This window comes from Microbacterium jejuense, from assembly GCF_019511665.1.
In the GTDB taxonomy this organism is placed as follows: Bacteria; Actinomycetota; Actinomycetes; order Actinomycetales; family Microbacteriaceae; genus Microbacterium; species Microbacterium jejuense_A.
Map to the genome: position 1 here is coordinate 61900 of NZ_JAEUAW010000002.1, position 16715 is coordinate 78614.

At 66.4% G+C, this 16715-nt stretch carries 12 protein-coding genes; 7 read left to right on the forward strand and 5 right to left on the reverse strand.

The features are described from left to right. Positions 1–78 precede the first annotated feature (78 nt). From JNB62_RS02275 to JNB62_RS02295, 5 genes are all read right to left on the reverse strand, one after another. Positions 79–2352 (reverse strand): carbohydrate-binding protein, encoded by a 2274-nt coding sequence (locus JNB62_RS02275; RefSeq protein WP_220299265.1) that lies wholly within the window; start codon positions 2350–2352, stop codon positions 79–81. Positions 2353–2400: 48 nt separating this feature from the next. Beyond that, positions 2401–3342 carry a carbohydrate ABC transporter permease gene (locus tag JNB62_RS02280; protein ID WP_223230884.1) on the reverse strand — a complete coding sequence of 314 codons (942 nt, stop codon included), beginning with the start codon at positions 3340–3342 and terminating at the stop codon, positions 2401–2403. Position 3343: 1 nt separating this feature from the next. Next, positions 3344–4276, reverse strand: a complete 933-nt coding sequence (locus JNB62_RS02285) for a carbohydrate ABC transporter permease (protein WP_220299267.1) — start codon at positions 4274–4276, stop codon at positions 3344–3346. After that, positions 4273–5574 (reverse strand): extracellular solute-binding protein, encoded by a 1302-nt coding sequence (locus JNB62_RS02290; RefSeq protein WP_220299268.1) that lies wholly within the window; start codon positions 5572–5574, stop codon positions 4273–4275. Before JNB62_RS02290 ends, JNB62_RS02285 begins: the two co-directional genes overlap by 4 nt. Before the next feature lie 168 nt (positions 5575–5742). Continuing rightward, on the reverse strand, positions 5743–6783 hold the full coding sequence (locus JNB62_RS02295) for a LacI family DNA-binding transcriptional regulator (RefSeq protein ID WP_220299269.1): 1041 nt from the start codon (positions 6781–6783) through the stop codon (positions 5743–5745). Positions 6784–6893: 110 nt separating this feature from the next. On the opposite strand from JNB62_RS02295, the gene JNB62_RS02300 reads away from it, so the two are divergent. From JNB62_RS02300 to purL, 7 genes are all read left to right on the forward strand, one after another. Further along, positions 6894–8510, forward strand: coding sequence for an FAD-dependent oxidoreductase (locus JNB62_RS02300; RefSeq protein ID WP_220299270.1), 1617 nt, complete (start codon positions 6894–6896; stop codon positions 8508–8510). Between the two features lie 24 nt (positions 8511–8534). Beyond that, the gene (locus JNB62_RS02305) at positions 8535–8756 is read left to right on the forward strand and encodes a family 1 glycosylhydrolase (RefSeq protein WP_220299271.1); all 222 of its coding nucleotides are present in this window, start codon (positions 8535–8537) and stop codon (positions 8754–8756) included. Continuing rightward, positions 8749–10044, forward strand: a complete 1296-nt coding sequence (locus JNB62_RS02310) for an alpha-L-fucosidase (RefSeq protein WP_308291700.1) — start codon at positions 8749–8751, stop codon at positions 10042–10044. Before JNB62_RS02305 ends, JNB62_RS02310 begins: the two co-directional genes overlap by 8 nt. Positions 10045–10311: 267 nt before the next feature. Further along, entirely contained in the window at positions 10312–10623 is a 312-nt protein-coding gene (locus JNB62_RS02315) for a DUF3375 domain-containing protein (RefSeq protein WP_262985901.1), read from the forward strand. A gap of 668 nt (positions 10624–11291) precedes the next feature. After that, a complete protein-coding gene (locus tag JNB62_RS02320; RefSeq protein WP_220299274.1) occupies positions 11292–13130 on the forward strand; it encodes an ATP-binding protein in 1839 nt (612 codons plus the stop codon). Then, positions 13127–14275 carry a Wadjet anti-phage system protein JetD domain-containing protein gene (locus JNB62_RS02325; protein WP_220299275.1) on the forward strand — a complete coding sequence of 383 codons (1149 nt, stop codon included), beginning with the start codon at positions 13127–13129 and terminating at the stop codon, positions 14273–14275. The genes JNB62_RS02320 and JNB62_RS02325 overlap by 4 nt, the downstream gene beginning before the upstream one ends. A gap of 99 nt (positions 14276–14374) precedes the next feature. Next, positions 14375–16705: a phosphoribosylformylglycinamidine synthase subunit PurL gene (gene purL / locus JNB62_RS02330; protein ID WP_220299276.1), complete on the forward strand. Its 2331-nt coding sequence runs from the start codon at positions 14375–14377 to the stop codon at positions 16703–16705. Positions 16706–16715: the final 10 nt, after the last annotated feature.

Here is a 16715-nt window from a genome sequence, read left to right on the forward strand (position 1 = left end):
CGTCTTCGTTGTCGCGGCCGACGCAGGAACTGCCGCGTGACGCCTTCCCGCGTCTGCCGTCGCGGCCATCCTCTGCCATCAGATCTCGCCGACCCTTTGCCACGCGCCACCAGAGCCGTCTGGGGCCTGGTTGCGTGACCACCAGCGCGCGCGATAGATCACGCCGTGGTAGAGCACCTTCTCGTCACCCTTATAGATCCAGCTCGCGGTCCAGGTCCGCACCGGGCCGTCAGGCGTTGCGAGTTCGCAGCCCAGTTGTGACCACGGTCCTGTGGGGTCCCCTGGCCGAAGATCTCTCGTCCACCACTGAGCGACCCAGAAGCTGCCTTCGAAGTTCACTCGGTCACCCGTGGTGTACGTGGTGTTCGACGACCAGGGGGCCGCGAACTCGATCTCGATCAGGGCGCTGGCACCCACCGGAATGGACAGCTGGTGGACGCGTCGGGTGCCACCGAGCAAGGTCATGGGAGTGGATGAGAGCGTCACGGCAGACTCGGCCCCCCAGGAGATCTGCATGCGCACTCCGTTGCGTTGCACGCGAACCCACGTCGCCTGTGCGGCGCTCGTTGCGTTGAACGTCGCCGTCGCACCATTCGAGTACGTGACCTCGTCTGTCGCGCGTAGGACGAGAGGCAGCCGGAATGAACCTGTGGCGGCGGCGTCCGCATACAGTGTGAGGCCTGTGTCTCGCAGCGTGGTCAGGGCCCTCGTCCCGCTCGCAGAGCTGGTCGCGTCGAAGGTGATGACGCCCGTCTCCGCATCGAGGGCATCCGGGACGATCACCGCGCCGGAACCGCTGTTGCCGTGGCGATACACGACCGTCATGTCGGACAGGGTCGAATCGGTTCCAGCCCCGTCGACGAACCCCCATGAGGCCGCGCCGACGGATGTGTTCGTCGCGGCCAGGACGGTGCCCATCTGAGGGTGCCAGAGCAGGCCCGGTCCCATTCGGTTCATCGGTTGGGAGCGCGTGCCGAAGAACGAAGAGAGGTAGTACGCGGGGCGGCGGGCGAAGACATAGTCCTGGGCCAGTGTGCCCACCCGTCGCTCCGTGAACCTCTCGGACATGATGTATGGCAGCGATGCCTCGGACGCAGCACGGTCGGCATCCGACGGCACGTCTGGTCGCTCGATCACGTGCATCCAGAGCCGCGGGGACGTCCCCTGCTTGGCACGGGCGACAACAGGATCGGGTGTTGCGGCCCACGCACCCCGGGACGCGAGCTTCTCCTCCAAAGTTGTAAGGAAGGCCGCGAGCTCCGGAGCCTCGGGGGCGAGCGCCGCGCTCAGCGCACCGCGTTCGGCATCGTCGGTGAAGTTCGTCAAGAAGTTCCAGTCCGCCGTCCGCGAGCATGCGGCGGAGTGGGCGATATAGCCGGACACATCCGGCTCGCGCACCACGGCATGGCGAGCGAAGTCCGTCCACTTCTGCGCCATGTCGAGGACCACGGGATTGCCCGTGATGACGTGCAGGTCGGCGAGGTCAGGCAGCATCACGAAGAAGTTGTACCCGAAGTCGAAGCCGAACGGCTCGTGGAAGAACCCGGCCGGCGCCTGCCCATGCTCGGCGATGAAATCGATCCGGTCGCTCAGATCGGCCGCCAGCTGAGCGTCGTCGAGGACGCGTGCCGCTCGCGCGATACCAGCGAGCCCGCCCACCGTCTGATTCACGAAAGGGAGCGGGATCTTCCAGTGGCCGTTTGTCAGATCCATGAACCAGACCGACGCACGGCGCAGCGCCGCCTCGAGCTCGACCTGACGCTCCGGCAGCGCATTCGTAGCTCGGAGGTTCGCAAGCGCTTCTGATAGCGCGACCATGCCGAACGCAGTCGCCGCACGGGAGAACTCGGTCGTCGTGTACTCGGGGAACGCCCCGTTGGGGTGTTGAATTCGCAGGTAGTGCCCAATCGCGGCGTCCAGCCGACCCAGCAGAGCACTGTCGAGGTAGTACGGGTTCCAGCTGCGCTCGTTCGCGTAGAACCAACTGAGCGTGGCCACATGTTCCTGTACCCGCGCGTTGAAGGGCTCGCTCGGGGTGCGCCACCAGCCTCCACCCATGAACCCGAATCGGTCCGGATCGTCGTCGACGATGTCGTTCGCCATTGGTGCCACGATCATCAGATACGCAGCAAGCACTTGCTCATTCGGAGCGAACAGCATGCGATTGGGCGCTCCCGCCGGCAGGGGGGCGACGAGCGGGAGAACCGTGCCGGCACTTGCTGCCGCGGCGGGCGAGCGCTCGAAGACGCCCAGTGCTGTGACTGCTGCTGCGCCAAGGCCGGCGAGCAGGAGGGTACGGCGCGAGAGCGGCCGAAGCAGCGGAGCTTCGGCGGACGGGGATGGATCAGTCATCGGTGACTCCTTTGTCGTGACGTGTGAAGTGGCCGCTGCAGGACACGGTCAGCCCTTGAGGCCGGACCTGGTGAGACCTTCGACGAATTGCTTTTGAGCGAAGAAGAACACGATCAACACGGGGATGACGCTCAGGGTGGTGGCGCCCAGCTGTGTGGTCCACAGCGGTTCGCCATAGCCGTCCTGGTACCGGGTCAGACCCAGACCGATCGGGAACAGCTCGGCCGTGCGTAGGAAGATGAGCGGCTCGAAATACATGTTGAAACTCTTCAAGAACGTCATGATCGTGACCGTGGCGATCGCGGGGCCCGCCAATGGCATCGCCACGCGGGCGAAGATGCCGAGTCGACCCAGCCCGTCCAGACGCGCTGCCTCTTCGAGCTCGAGGGGCAGGCCGAGGAAGAACTGTCGGAAGATGAACGTCGAGACGACGGCGCCGGGACCGAAGATCGGCAGGATGATCAGAGGCCAGTAGGTATCGACCAGACCCCAGGAGTTCACCACCTGGAAGATCGGGATGATGGTCACATCCGCAGGCACCATGATCCCGGCGAGCGTGAGGATGAACAGCGGCCCGGCGAGCGGGAACCTCATCCGCGCGAACGCATAGCCCGCGAGCGCGGACACCAGCACGGTACCCGCGGTGATGATCGCGGCCAGCACCAGAGAATTCGCGTACTGACGGGCGAAGGGGTTCGCGGTGAACACCTTGGACCAGCCGTCCAGGGTCCAGGTCTGCGGCCACAGCGTCGGCGGGATCGCGAAGATCTCGCTGGTCGGCTTGAAGGAGGAGAAGACCATCCACAGCGTCGGGTAGAGGAAGGGGATGGCCAGCACAACGAGCAGGCCATACAGGATGGCCGTGCTGATGATCCGTCGGCGCCGTGCGCTCTGCGAGTCCCGCTGCGAGCGCGCCGGTCGTGGCTGCGATCGTGTGCTAGGCCGCGACTCCGCCATGACGGGGACCGCGTCTGCGGCAGTGTCGAGCATGTCAGACCTCATCCTGTACCCATGTCTTGCGCACCTTCCACTGCAGTGCGGTGATGGCGAGCGTGATCACGAAGAGAAGCACACCGAGCGTGGCGCCGTAGCCGAACTGCTGTTGGCCGAAGGCGGTCTGATAGATGTAGTAGGAGAACACCAGCGTGGAGTTCCCCGGCCCACCACTGGTCAGCAGCTGGACGGGTGCGAACACGTCGAACGCGGAGATCGTGGTGATGATCAAGACCATGAGGATGGTCGGACTGATCAGCGGAAGCGTGATGGAACGGTAGGACCGCCAAGGACTCGCGCCGTCGAGGCGGGCGCTTTCCTTCAGCTCGGACGGAACGCCCTGCAGCGCCGCCAGGAACAGGATCATGTTCATTCCCACGCCCTTGGACACCTGGACGATGACGAGGGCTGCCATTGCCCAGCCTGGCTCGGCGAGCCAGTTGGGGCCCTGTATGCCGAACATGCTCAGCACGCCGTTCACGCCGCCGTTCGAGGCGAGCAGGAAGTTCCAGATGATGACCCACGCGACGATGGAGACCACCACCGGAGAGAAGAAGATCGATCGGAACACCACCGTCCCACGCAGTCGCTGATTCAGGAGGGAAGCCAGCGCCAGTGCGACCGCGACATTCGTCGCCACCAGTCCCAGCGCGAAGATGCCGGTCGCCTGCAGAGACTGGGCCACCGTCTTGTCCGTGAACATGCGGACATAGTTGTCAAGGCCGATGAAGTCGAAGGACCCGAGGAAGACATTCCAGTCATGGAAGCTGTACCAGATCACGAACCCGAACGGGATGATCCCCAGCAGAATGATGCCCAGCACCTGCGGAGCGACGAAGGTGAGCCCGAGAATGCGATCCGCCCTCGCATCGGGAAGAAGGCGCCCGGCGCGGGCTGCTCGCCCGGCGCCGGGCGCTTTCACGGAGGTCATCCCGCGCTCGTCTCCAGTGCCGGCTGGATTGCTGTGCACACGTCGCTGAGCACCTGAGCCACATCGGCATCCGGGGTCCATAGCGCGTCGGCGGTGGTCTGGATCACGGGACTCACCTGGCTGTAGATGATCGAGTTCGACTTCGTGATCGCGTCCGGGATCGCGTCGATCACGGTCTGCTGGATCTGCTCCGGAGACAGTGCCGGAGCGGCCTGCTGCAGGGTCTCGACCGTCAGCAGCGACGTGCGAGGGGCCGGGAAGAACTGGGCGAGCTTTGCGGCATTCTGGGCACCCGTGAAGTACGTGAGGAAGTTCGCGGCCGCCTCCGGGTGTGCACTCTTAGCGATCACACCGATGGCCGCCTGGCCGACGACGTCGGTCTGCCCTGCCGGACCGGCGGGCAGCGGGAGGAAGTCCCAGTTCATGGACTCATCGATCCCGCCCGACGAGCTCATCTGGGCGATGAGCATTGCGGAGCCACCCGAGCCGAAGGAGAAGGTCTCGCCCGGCTTGGCGAACGCCGATGCGGAGTACATCTGGTCGTGGTACCAACTGACCGCATCTGTCATCTCCGTGGAGTCGAAGGTGCAGGTCGTGCCGGCCGCATCCCACGGTGCCGCACCCCAGCCGGCCCAGACCGTCGTCAGACCGTCCCACTGCTTGTCGGGGGCGGTGCCGATGACGATCGGTCCGGTTCCGGGCGTGGCTGCGGCGGTGGCAGCGGCGATCTCTGCCGCGGCATCCCAGGTCCACTTGCCTTCGGCGAGGAGATCAGCCGGCTGGGGCTGTCCGGCGGCCGCGACGAGATCGCGGTTGACGAACACGCCGAACGGGCTGGTGGAGAAGGGGTACGCGTAGATTCCATCGCCGTTGCTCCAGAGCTCCAGCGAGCTCGGGACGACATCGGCGATGTCGAAGTCCTCGGAGTTCTTGAAGTAGTCGGCGACGTCGAGCAGCACGCCGTTCTCAACGAACTCGGTGGCGTTGGCTTCGGCGACCCAGGCGAGATCGGGGGTGCTTCCGCCAGCGATCTGCGTTGTGAGCGTGGTCAGATATGTTCCGGCCAGGGGCTGGAAGGTGATCGAGGAGACTTCGTCGCCGTGCTCAGCGATGTAGGCGTCGGCAATCTCATCGAACACCGCGAGATGCTTGTCGTTGGTCGTCCAGACGGCCATCACCAGGTCGACGGGGCCGTTGGCGGCGGGTTCTCCGGTCCCGGCGCAGGCTGACATCGTCAGCGCGGCGCAGGCGATGGCGGCGGCGGCCGCGCGTCGCATGCCACGAGGGCTCTTGTTCACGATCAGTGCTCCTTTGTACTGTCATCGCTCGCAGGCGGGGGCCTGGCGAGTGGAACAGCCTGATCGCTCGAAACGTCCTGTCCCTGAAGGATCACGGCCTCTCCGAAACCCACTGTACCAACGTTCCCGATAATCGCAATTCAAAGTTGCGACAATTGTTTCGGGTGCTCAGTCTGACGCGCTCCGTGAGGACGCCCGGACGACGAGAGACGTGGCGAGCTCCGTATGGTGCGTCGCGGGTTCCTCGCCCCCCGTCATCGCGATGGCCGTGCGCATGGCGAGAGCTCCCATCTCGGCGAGCGGCTGGCGCACGGTCGTGAGCGGCGGGGATGCAGACAATGCGATCGGGAGATCATCGAACCCGACCACGCTGAGGCACTCAGGAACGCGGACAGCTCGCTGGCGGGCCGCCTCGATGACGCCGAGCGCCTGGTGATCACTGGCGGCGAAGATGGCAGTAGGCGGCTCGGACAGCGCCAACAGCTGCAGCGCTCCCTCGACTCCGGACTCGAAGGTGTACTCCCCGGGCAGAATCAGGCCCGGGTCCACGGCGATGCCGGCAGCGGTCAGCGCGGCGACGTACCCGTGCTCGCGCGCACGTGAGGCGAGCGCATGGCGGACGCCGATAAGCAGCCCGATCCGACTGTGGCCCAGGGTGAGCAGGTGTTCCGTCCCGGCGAGTCCACCGTTCCAGTTCGTGCTGCCGATGCTCACCGTGTCCGGCCGAGGATCGTTGAACGGATCTACGATCACCAGCGGGAGTCCAACTTCGTTCAGCCGGTCGATCTCCTCGGCGTCGAGCATCGACGTGACAGCGATCACGGCGTCACGGCCGCCACGGACCATCGACTCGATCCAGGAGCGGTCGTCACTGCCGTCGTGGTACAGCGAGAGCACCAGGTCGGCATCCGCAGTCTCGGCCGCGGAAGCAGCGCCTCGGAGGATCTCCAGCGTATACGGCGAGGTCATACTGCGGGCGAGCACGGCGATGGAGAGTCGGCTGTCGCCTCGCCGGTCACGAGGCGGCACGTACTGGCGGTTGCGGAGCGCCTCTTCGACTCTCCGGCGGGTCGCCTCCGAGACATCGGACTTGCCGTTCACCACTTTGGAGACCGTTGAGATCGATACGCCCGTCTGCTCTGCGATATCGGCCAGGGAGGGCCTTCGCCGGGGCTCGACGGGACTCAACGGGCCGGACTGACTCTTCATGACGTCCTAACCGTGCGGAGAAGCTCTTGATCCGCACTGACTTGCATTATGCCCCAGGTTCTGCAACCGTTGCCGATAACTTTTCGTAGAACTTGCGCCAATGGAGACTCATGCTTGACACGAATGCGGATGTGGTGATCATCGGAGGAGGCTTCGGCGGCGTCTCCGCAACACTGGCGGTGCTCCGTCGTGGGTATCGCGTCATTCTGACAGAGCAGACCGCCTGGCTCGGTGGCCAGCTGACCAGCCAGCTCGTGCCGACCGACGAGCACATCTACATCGAGCGCACCGGGGCGAACCAGAGCTACCGCGACTTCCGTGAAGCTCTGCGTGATCACTATCGTCGCTGGTACCCGCTGACGCCGGCGGCCCGGGCCGACGCACACCTGAACCCGGGTGCCGCCTGGGTCAGTCCGGTGTCGGTCGAGCCGCGAGTCGCGCTCTCGGTGATTGAGTCGATGCTGCTTCCGTACGAGGCGAGCGGGCGGTTGCAGATCCTCCGACGGACTCGGCCGGTCGCGGTGGAGAGTGACAAAGACACCGTGCGCTCAGTTGTGGTGGAGGGGATCGAGACTGGTGAGCGAACCACGCTGACCGGCACATACGTCCTCGACGCGACCGAACTCGGCGAGCTGCTGGAACTGGGCGGAGTCGAGTTCACCAGCGGGCGCGAGGCCCAGGCTGACACCGGCGAGCCGGGAGCGGCCGAGACCGCGGATCCCACCGACATGCAAGGTGCCACCTGGTGCTTCGTGATGGACCACCGAGCGGGCGAGGATCACACGATTGACCGCCCGGCGAACTATGAGCGGTATCGCGATGCGATTCCGCCGCACGCCACGAACCGACGCCACCAGCTCAGCTTCGTCACCGCGGTCGACGCCGCGGGAGCGCCTACCGTGACCTACGGATTCCACCCCGACATGGATGACGATCCGTCCGCCATCGACCTCGACCATCACCACATGGGCGCAGCACCCGAACTCTGGAACTATCGTCGGGTCGCCGCGCGCCGACAGTTCGCGCCGGGCTTTTATGCCAGCGACATCGTCGTGGTGAACTGGCTGCAGAACGACTACACGGACGGCCCGCTGTTCGGCGTCCCGGATGCCCAGCAGCACTGGCAGGGCGCAAAGGACCTGAGCGCCGCGACGCTCTACTGGCTGCAGACCGAAGCGCCACGACCCGACGGGGGCACCGGCTGGCCGGGGCTGCGGCTGCGTCCCGACGTCGCGGGGACCACGGATGGTTTCGCGATGATGCCGTATGTCCGAGAGTCACGTCGCATTCGCGCGCGCAAGACGATCCTCGAACAGGAGGTCTCGCTCACGTATCGGCCCGAAGGTGCCGTGCAATATCGGGACACGGTCGGCACCGGCCACTACTTCTGGATCGACCGCCACCCGACCACCGGCGGCCACAGCTATCCGGCGAGTCTCCCACAGCCGTTCGAGATCCCGCTCGGCGCTCTGATCCCGCAGCGGGTCAGGAACCTCATCCCGGCTTGCAAGAACATCGGCACCACTCAGATCACGAACGGCTGCTACCGGCTGCACCCGGTGGAATGGAGCATCGGCGAGGCGGCCGGTGCGCTCGCAGCATTCTGTCTTCGTGCGCAGAGCGAACCCCATGCGGTGCTGGACGACGAAGGGCGCCTGGATGACTTCCAGGACGATCTGACCCGCGGCGGGGCGCAGCTGCGGTGGGAACGCTCGCTGCTCGCCTGAGTTTCACGTCGGGAAGAGGAACCAATGCACGATCGCTGCATAGAGGACGGCATCGACATCCGCGGGTATTTCGGCTGGTCGCTGTTGGACAACTTCGAGTGGGCCCCTGGTTACAAGCGGCGCTTCGGTCGGGTCCATGTGGACTACGAGACGCTCGCGCGAACACCGAAGAAGAGCGCGTACTGGTACGCCGAGTTCTGCCGGACTGCAGCGCTCCCGTCGACGGAAGGGGCTTCCGGTGCTTGATCAGCCCGTCGACCCCGAGGGCAGGCTGACCTGGTTCACGCAGGCGCGCTTCGGAATGTTCGTCCATTGGGGGCTGTACTCGCTCGCCGCGCGCCATGAATGGGTTCAAAGCCGTGAAGCGCAGACCGAGGACGAGTATCGTCGCTATTTCGAGCACTTCGACCCGGTCGACGCCGACATCGGTGCGTGGGTGCGTGATGCTCGGGACGCCGGGATGAAGTACGTCGTTCTGACAGCCAAGCACCACGACGGATTCTGTCTCTGGAACACGCGCACGACCGATTTCTCTGCTCCTCACACACCGTGGGGGCGAGACGCCGTGGCCGAATTCGTCGCCGCATGCCGGGCGGAGGGAATGCGAATCGGACTCTATTACTCGCTCATCGATTGGCATCATGCGGACTTCGTCATCGACGAACTGCATCCCGAGCGAGACCGGGACGCGCTGGCGCGAAACGCGGAGCGTGACATGTCCCGCTATCGCGACTACATGGTCGCTCAACTGACGGAACTGCTCACCGAGTACGGCGCGATCGACTATCTCTTCTTCGACTACTCCTATCCGGACCTGCGTACCGATGAACGGTTCGTCGGAAAGGGAGCGCGGGACTGGAACTCGGAGAGGCTTCTGGCGCTTTGCAGACGATTGCAGCCGAGGATGCTCGTGAACGATCGTCTCGGCATTCATGCCGACTTCGTGACCCCCGAGCAGTACCAGCCGGCCTCACGGCTCGAGCGTGAGGGGGTGGCGGTGGCGTGGGAGGCCTGCCAGACGCTCAACGGGAGCTGGGGATACGACGCCGCGAACACCGCCTTCAAGTCCGAAGATCTCCTGATTCGCATGCTTGTCGACACCGTGAGCAAGGGCGGGAACATGCTCCTCAACGTCGCCCCCGACGGTCAGGGACGGCTCGATGAGATCTCCAGGGACACGCTCTCTGCTATCGGTGGATGGCATCGTCTGCACTCACGAGCGATCGTGGGGGCGGGGACAGCCGAGCTCCCGTTGCCTCTCGACGCGCGCTACACGCGGAGGGAGAACCGGTTGTACCTGCACCTGTTCGCCTGGCCGTTCGAGCGAATCGACCTCCCGGGCCTGGGCGGCCGGGTTGGTTACGCGCAGTTCCTGCACAACGCGGCAGAGGTTCCCATATCTCGGGGTGATCCCAGCGTGAACGCTGATCTCCTTACGCCCCAGGGAGCAGACGAGGACGTGCTACACCTGCACCTGCCTGCACAGAAACCGAAGGTCGCCGTTCCGGTGATTGAACTTTTCCTCGAGGAATGAGCGACGCGGAGGTCCGGGAACAGACTCTGGTGCATGAGCTCGACCGCGGCGTCCGCCACAGAGGGAGCGCCACGACGCGAGCCAGCGGGCGCGCAGATACTCGACCGGGGATGAATCGCACGCTCCGGGCTTGCAGCGCACGAGCGGAACGTCACACGGGCTGAGCACAATGGAGCCATGTCCGTCCTCGCCGCGTCGCTCGCGTTCCGGCGCGCTCTCGATGAGAACGCCACGCTGCGGATGTTGCGGGCCGACAACCTCGCGCTCATGGCGGCCACCCTGAGCGCGCACCTCGGAACCCCCGGCTCCCGCATCGCCGCCGACGAACTCCACGAGCGCATCGACGGCGACCTCGAGACGCTGCGGGATCATTTCGTGCTCTCGTCGAAAAACGCGAAGGCCTTCTGCGACGACTGGAGGCAAGCGGGCATCCTGATCCGCCGCCCGTCGGGGTCAGCTCGAGGCGAGACATATGAACTCTCCGCGGCCGGCTTCGGACCGCCGTCGAACAGTTCGACGAACTGCGAGACGCGCACGACCATGTCGTCCAGCTCCGCCAGCAGCGCGACCATCTGCTGATTCTGCGCGACGCTTCCGATGCACTGGATGCGGCCGATGCCGAAGCCGCGAGCGCGCGGACGCTGTCGGATGCCCTGCTCCCCTATCAGCGACGGCGCACCCTCGACCTGGCGCGCGATGAGCAAGGGGCTGCGCGCGAGCAGATCCAGACCCTGGAAGACGACGCAGCACGGGCCGATGCGGATGCGGTCCGTGCCGACGAGGACTACGACATCGCACAGCGCCGCATCCATGAACTCGGCGGCGGAGATGTCGATCAACTGCAGTTGCGCATCCGGGATGCCGAGGCGGCAGAGGCCGGCGCACGGCAGAGGTGGGAGCAGTTCCAGCGTCAGCTCGCCGGGGTCGGCATCAGTCCCGCGCCGGTGTCGGCCGCGGAGTTCGCCGAGCTCATCAGTTCGATCGACGGCTTGCTCGCGACTGGAGAGGTGTCCGGGCCGACGTACGAGGAGAGTCGTCACGAGACACAAGCACGGCTGGAGCTCGACAGGATCGACCGCGAGATCCGTGCATTGCGTGACAGCGGAACCACGGTGCCCGCGGAGCTGCTCGATGTGCGGCGCCTGCTCATGAATGCGACCGGCCTACCGAGCTCGGCCGTCCCGTTCGCGGCCGAGCTCATCGATGTGAAGCCGGCCTTCGAGGAGTGGACAGGTGCGATCGAGCGGGTGCTGCGCCCGTTCGCACTCACGCTGCTGGTTCGCAGCGACATTCTGGCCACCGTGCGGCGATGGGTGGACGAACATCACCTCGGCACCCGGCTGGTCTACGAGGAGGTGGAGCGGAACTCTCCACCGCCACGGCCGGCATCGAGCCCGATCTCGCTCGTGCATCGTGTATCCATCGCTGACGGCGCATTCGCTGAATGGGTGTCGGGGGCTCTCTCCGAGAGATACGACGTCGCGTGCGTCGATGCGGTCGACGACCTCGACGATCACGCGCGCGCGGTGACGATCAACGGTCAGATCAAGTCATCACGAACGCGATACGAGAAGAACGACCGCATCGCCATCGCCGAGCGCAGTCATTGGGTGCTCGGGGACAGAGACGCGAAGCTTGAGGCGCTCGTCGAACGGCGGCAGGCGGCACAGCGAGAGTGGGACGCGGCCAACGATGTCGTTCGATCGGCCATGGTCCGGCAGCGCGCCGCGTCAGAACGCGTAGGAGCACTGCGCGCCATCCGTGAGCAGCGCTGGGCAGACATCGATCGGGACACCGCCGCATCGGCCGTCGCCGACCTTCGGCATCAACTCGTTGTCCTGACGCGCGGCGATGGAGACCTGCAGCAGGCGATCGACGCGAGCGAGGCGGCGCGCGCGGTGCGAGACCGGCTGCGGGGTCGCGCGAAGGATGCGGGCATCGTGCTGAGCGAAACCCGTCATCGTCTCCGCGATCTCGACGAGGTGGTCGCCGGCCTCGACGCCGAGATCGCTTCGGGCGCGCTCGCCGAGGTCGACGAGGAAACGACCTCGGCGCTCGACACCCGCTACCGCGCCGTGCAGCGCAGCATCGCTCGCAGCACGATTGCGGAGGTCGGCCAACAGGTGCAGGACCGCTTGCATCGTGAGCGCGATCGAGCACTCACCACGGCGATCGAGGCGGGAAACCTGTGCCAGCGCCTGATCACCGAGTTCGTCGATCACTGGCCGGCAGCATCCGCCGATCTCAGCGCATCGATCGCCGACCGCCGTGGCTTCCTCGAGATGCTAAACGAGATCGTCGCGCACGGACTGCCCGAGTACGAGGCGCGGTTCCTCCAGCTGTTCCGCGAGCGTTCGAGCAGCCTCATCGGCGAGTTGCGCAACGAGATCCTCGGAGCTCCCCGCGAGATCGAAGATCGCGTCCGACCGGTAAACGCCTCCCTGAGACGGTCGCCCTTCGACGCTGATCGCTATCTGCGTCTGCGAGTCAAGACCCGGCGCACCGACACCGTGAATCGGTTCATGAACGATCTGAAGTCGATCTCCGAGGGCAGCTGGGGCGACGATGACGCGGCGTCTGCCGAGGCGCGATTCGCTCTCCTGGCGGATCTCATGCGCAGGTTCTCGTCGAGTGATCACGTCGACCGCGTGTGGACGTCACAATGCCTCGACACGCGCCTCCACGTCAGGTTCCGCGCCGAAGAGATCGACGACCACGACCGCGTGCACGCGACGTACGACTCGGGCGCCGCAATGTCCGGAGGCCAGCAGCAGAAGCTCGTCGTGTTCTGTCTCGCCGCCGCGCTCCGGTACCGGCTGGCCGACCCGGATGACGAGTACAGCAGGTACGGCACGATCGTGCTCGATGAGGCCTTCGACAAGGCCGATACCCGGTACACCCGGATGGCCCTCGATGTGTTCGTCGCCTTCGGATTCCAGTTGGTGCTCGCGACGCCGCAGAAGCTTCTGCAGACCATCGAACCGTACGTCGGCGCGGCGACCTCGATCGATAACCCGACGCGTCGGCGATCGACGGTGGCCGACGTCACGTGGACCGATCGCGCGACGGATGAGGACAACACGTGATCACGGTCAGCGGCGCGCGCGAGACCGCCAGGGCGCGTCTCACGACGAAACGCGCTGCATGGGCGACCGCCGTGCATCCGGAACCGGTACTGACCATCCCACTCAAGCCTCCCTCAGAGCGGGAGATGCTGGCGGACCAGCGCACAGCTGAGCGCTGGGCACAGGACTGGGCGGCCGTCACGGGCGCGGCCGTCGACTGGGAGACCCGATCGTGGCACAGCATCGGTCGCCAGCGAATCCCGGTTCGCCTCGTGCTGGCGTCGCCCGACGAGGTCGCCTCGTTCGTCGGCGGTGACGAGTTGCGGCAGTGGCGTTCGCTGCGGCGGCGAGTGGCGCGGCTCCGCACCGTGATCGCGGACGATGTCACACGCTCGGATGAGGTTGCGGCGGCGATGCGGCGATCTGCCGAACAGCTGTTACGGTACACCGACGACGAATTCGAGGATGTTCTGCACGGAACCCGGTGGCTCATCGACAACCCCGTCCGCGGACTGCGTCCGCGCCAGCTGCCGATCCGCGGTGTCGACACGAAATGGTTCTCTGCCCACCGGGGCATCCTGTCGGCGCTGCATCGCGCCGCAACGGGACAGGACGGGCTGGGCATCGTCGACAGTGATCCGCTGGTCCGGCTGCGGGTGCTCGACGACGCACTCGCCGTCGGTGGCATTGCCGAGCTCGCGGCGCCGGCAAGCGCGCTTGCGCGGCTTCGATGCACACCGCGCGCGGTGATGGTCTTCGAGAATCTCGAGTCGGTCCTAGCCCTCCCGGCATGGCCCGGCGCGATCGCTATACATGGCTCCGGATACGCGGTGGACGTCATCGGCTCGCTGCCGTGGGTGCAGCAGCGGCCGGTGCTCTATTGGGGAGACCTCGACTCGAACGGCTTCGCCATTTTGAGCCGGTTGCGCACTCACCATTCGGATGTGAGGTCGGTCCTCATGGATCAGGACACCCTGCTCGGCTACCGCGACATGTGGGTTCGCGAGCCGACGCCGAACCGCGGGGTGTTCGCTGCACTCACGGGCACGGAAGAGCGAGCCCTCAAACGCATACGCGACGAAGGTGACGTGCGCCTCGAGCAGGAGCGGATCGAGTGGGCAGCCGCGTTGGAGGCTCTTCGGCGTGCGTGGGACGAATTGGGCTAAGGCTTCGGGATGCCGCGGCCGCCGGCAGCCGTCACCCGCTTCTCGCGGCGAATAGACTGGTGGGGTCCGGCATCCCCCGAATTCCTGGAGTTGAGCCGCGTGACCACCCCCTCTTCGACCGCCGTCGCCGATACCGTCGAGAACGCGCTCGCCACTCCCGAGAAGGAGCAGCCGTACGCGGCGCTCGGACTCAAGGACGACGAGTACGCGAAGATCCGCGAGATCCTCGGCCGCCGCCCCACCTCGGGCGAGCTGGCCATGTACTCCGTCATGTGGTCGGAGCACTGCTCGTACAAGTCGTCCAAGATCTACCTGCGCAAGTTCGGCGAGAAGGTGTCGGACGAGATGAAGGAACGGCTCATGGTCGGCATGGGCCAGAACGCCGGCGTCGTCGACATCGGCGAGGGCTGGGCCGTCACCTTCAAAGTCGAGTCGCACAACCACCCGAGCTACATCGAGCCCTTCCAGGGCGCCGCGACCGGCGTCGGCGGCATCGTGCGCGACATCATCTCGATGGGCGCGCGCCCGGTGGCCGTCATGGACCAGCTGCGCTTCGGCGACATCTCCGACCCCGACACGGCGCGCGTCGTGCACGGCGTCGTGAGCGGCATCAGCTTCTACGGCAACTGCCTCGGCCTGCCCAACATCGGCGGCGAGACCGTGTTCGACGCGGTCTACCAGGGCAACCCGCTCGTCAACGCCCTCGCGGTCGGCGTGCTGCGCCACGAGGACCTCAAGCTCGCCAACGCCACCGGCGCCGGCAACAAGGTCGTGCTGTTCGGCGCCCGCACCGGCGGCGACGGCATCGGCGGCGCGTCGATCCTCGCGTCCGACACGTTCTCGGAGGGCGGCCCCACCAAGCGCCCCGCCGTGCAGGTCGGCGACCCGTTCGCCGAGAAGGTGCTCATCGAGTGCTGCCTGGAGCTCTACAAGGACGAGCTCGTCGAGGCCATCCAGGACCTCGGCGCCGCCGGCATCTCGTGCGCGACGTCGGAGCTCGCCGCCAACGGCGGCTCGGGCATGCGCGTCGACCTCGAGAACGTGTTGCTGCGCGACCCCACGCTCACGCCCGAAGAGATCCTCATGAGCGAGAGCCAGGAGCGCATGATGGCGATCGTCGCGCCCGAGAAGCTCGACGCCTTCATGGCCGTCGTGAACAAGTGGGATGTCGAGACGAGCGTGCTCGGCGAGGTGACCGGCGACGGCCGCCTGCAGATCTTCTGGCACGGCGAGGAGATCGTGAACGTCGACCCGTCCACGGTCGCCGTCGACGGCCCGGTGTACGAGCGTCCCGTCGCGTACCCGACCTGGATCGACGCGCTGCGCGACGACTCGGCATCCGCACTCCCCCGCGCGACCGACGCCGACACCCTGCGCGCGCAGTTCACGAAGCTGGTCGCGAGCCCCAACCTCGCCGACACGTCCTGGATCACCAACCAGTACGACTACTACGTCATGGGCAACACGGCGCTGTCGTTCCCCGACGACGCCGGCATGATCCGCGTCGACGAGCACTCCGGTCTCGGCTTCTCGATCGCGACCGACTGCAACGGCCGCTACTGCCAGCTCGACCCGTACCAGGGCGCCAAGCTGGCGCTGGCCGAGGCGTACCGCAACGTCGCCGTCTCGGGCGCGGTTCCCACGGCCGTCACCGACTGCCTGAACTTCGGCTCGCCCGAGAACCCCGAGGTCATGTGGCAGTTCTCGCAGGCCGTCGACGGCCTGTCGGACGGATGCCTCGAACTCGGCGTGCCCGTCACCGGCGGCAACGTCTCGTTCTACAACCAGACCGGCGACCAGCCGATCTTCCCGACCCCGGTCGTGGGCGTCCTCGGCATCATCGACGACGTCGCCCGCCGCATCCCGTCGGGCTGGCAGGACGCCGGCGAGAACATCTACCTGCTCGGCGTGACCGCCACGGAGCTGTCGGGCTCGCAGTGGGCGGGCACGATCCACGGCCACCTCGGCGGTCGCCCGCCGGCGGTCGACCTCGCGAACGAGAAGAAGCTCGCCGAGCTGCTGCACGCGGCCGGCCAGCAGTCGCTCGTGTCGTCGGCGCACGACCTGTCGTCGGGCGGGCTCGCGCAGGCCCTCGCCGAGGCGGTCATGCGCTTCGGCGTCGGCGCGCGCGTCTGGCTCGACGAGATCCAGGAGCGTGACGGAGTGGATGCCGCCACCGCCCTGTTCTCGGAGTCCACCGGCCGCGTCATCGTGAGCGTGCCCCGCGAGGACGACGTCAAGTTCCGCGGCCTGTGCGAGGGGCGCGGCTACCCCGTGCTGCGCATAGGCGTGACCGACCCGGCCGCGGACGGCGACGAGCCCGCGCTCGAGGTGCAGGGCCTGTTCACGGTGCCGCTGGCCGAGCTGCGCGACCTGTCGACCTCGACGCTGCCGGACGCCTTCGGCCCGACCGTCGTCGAGCCCGCCTGACCCTAGGATT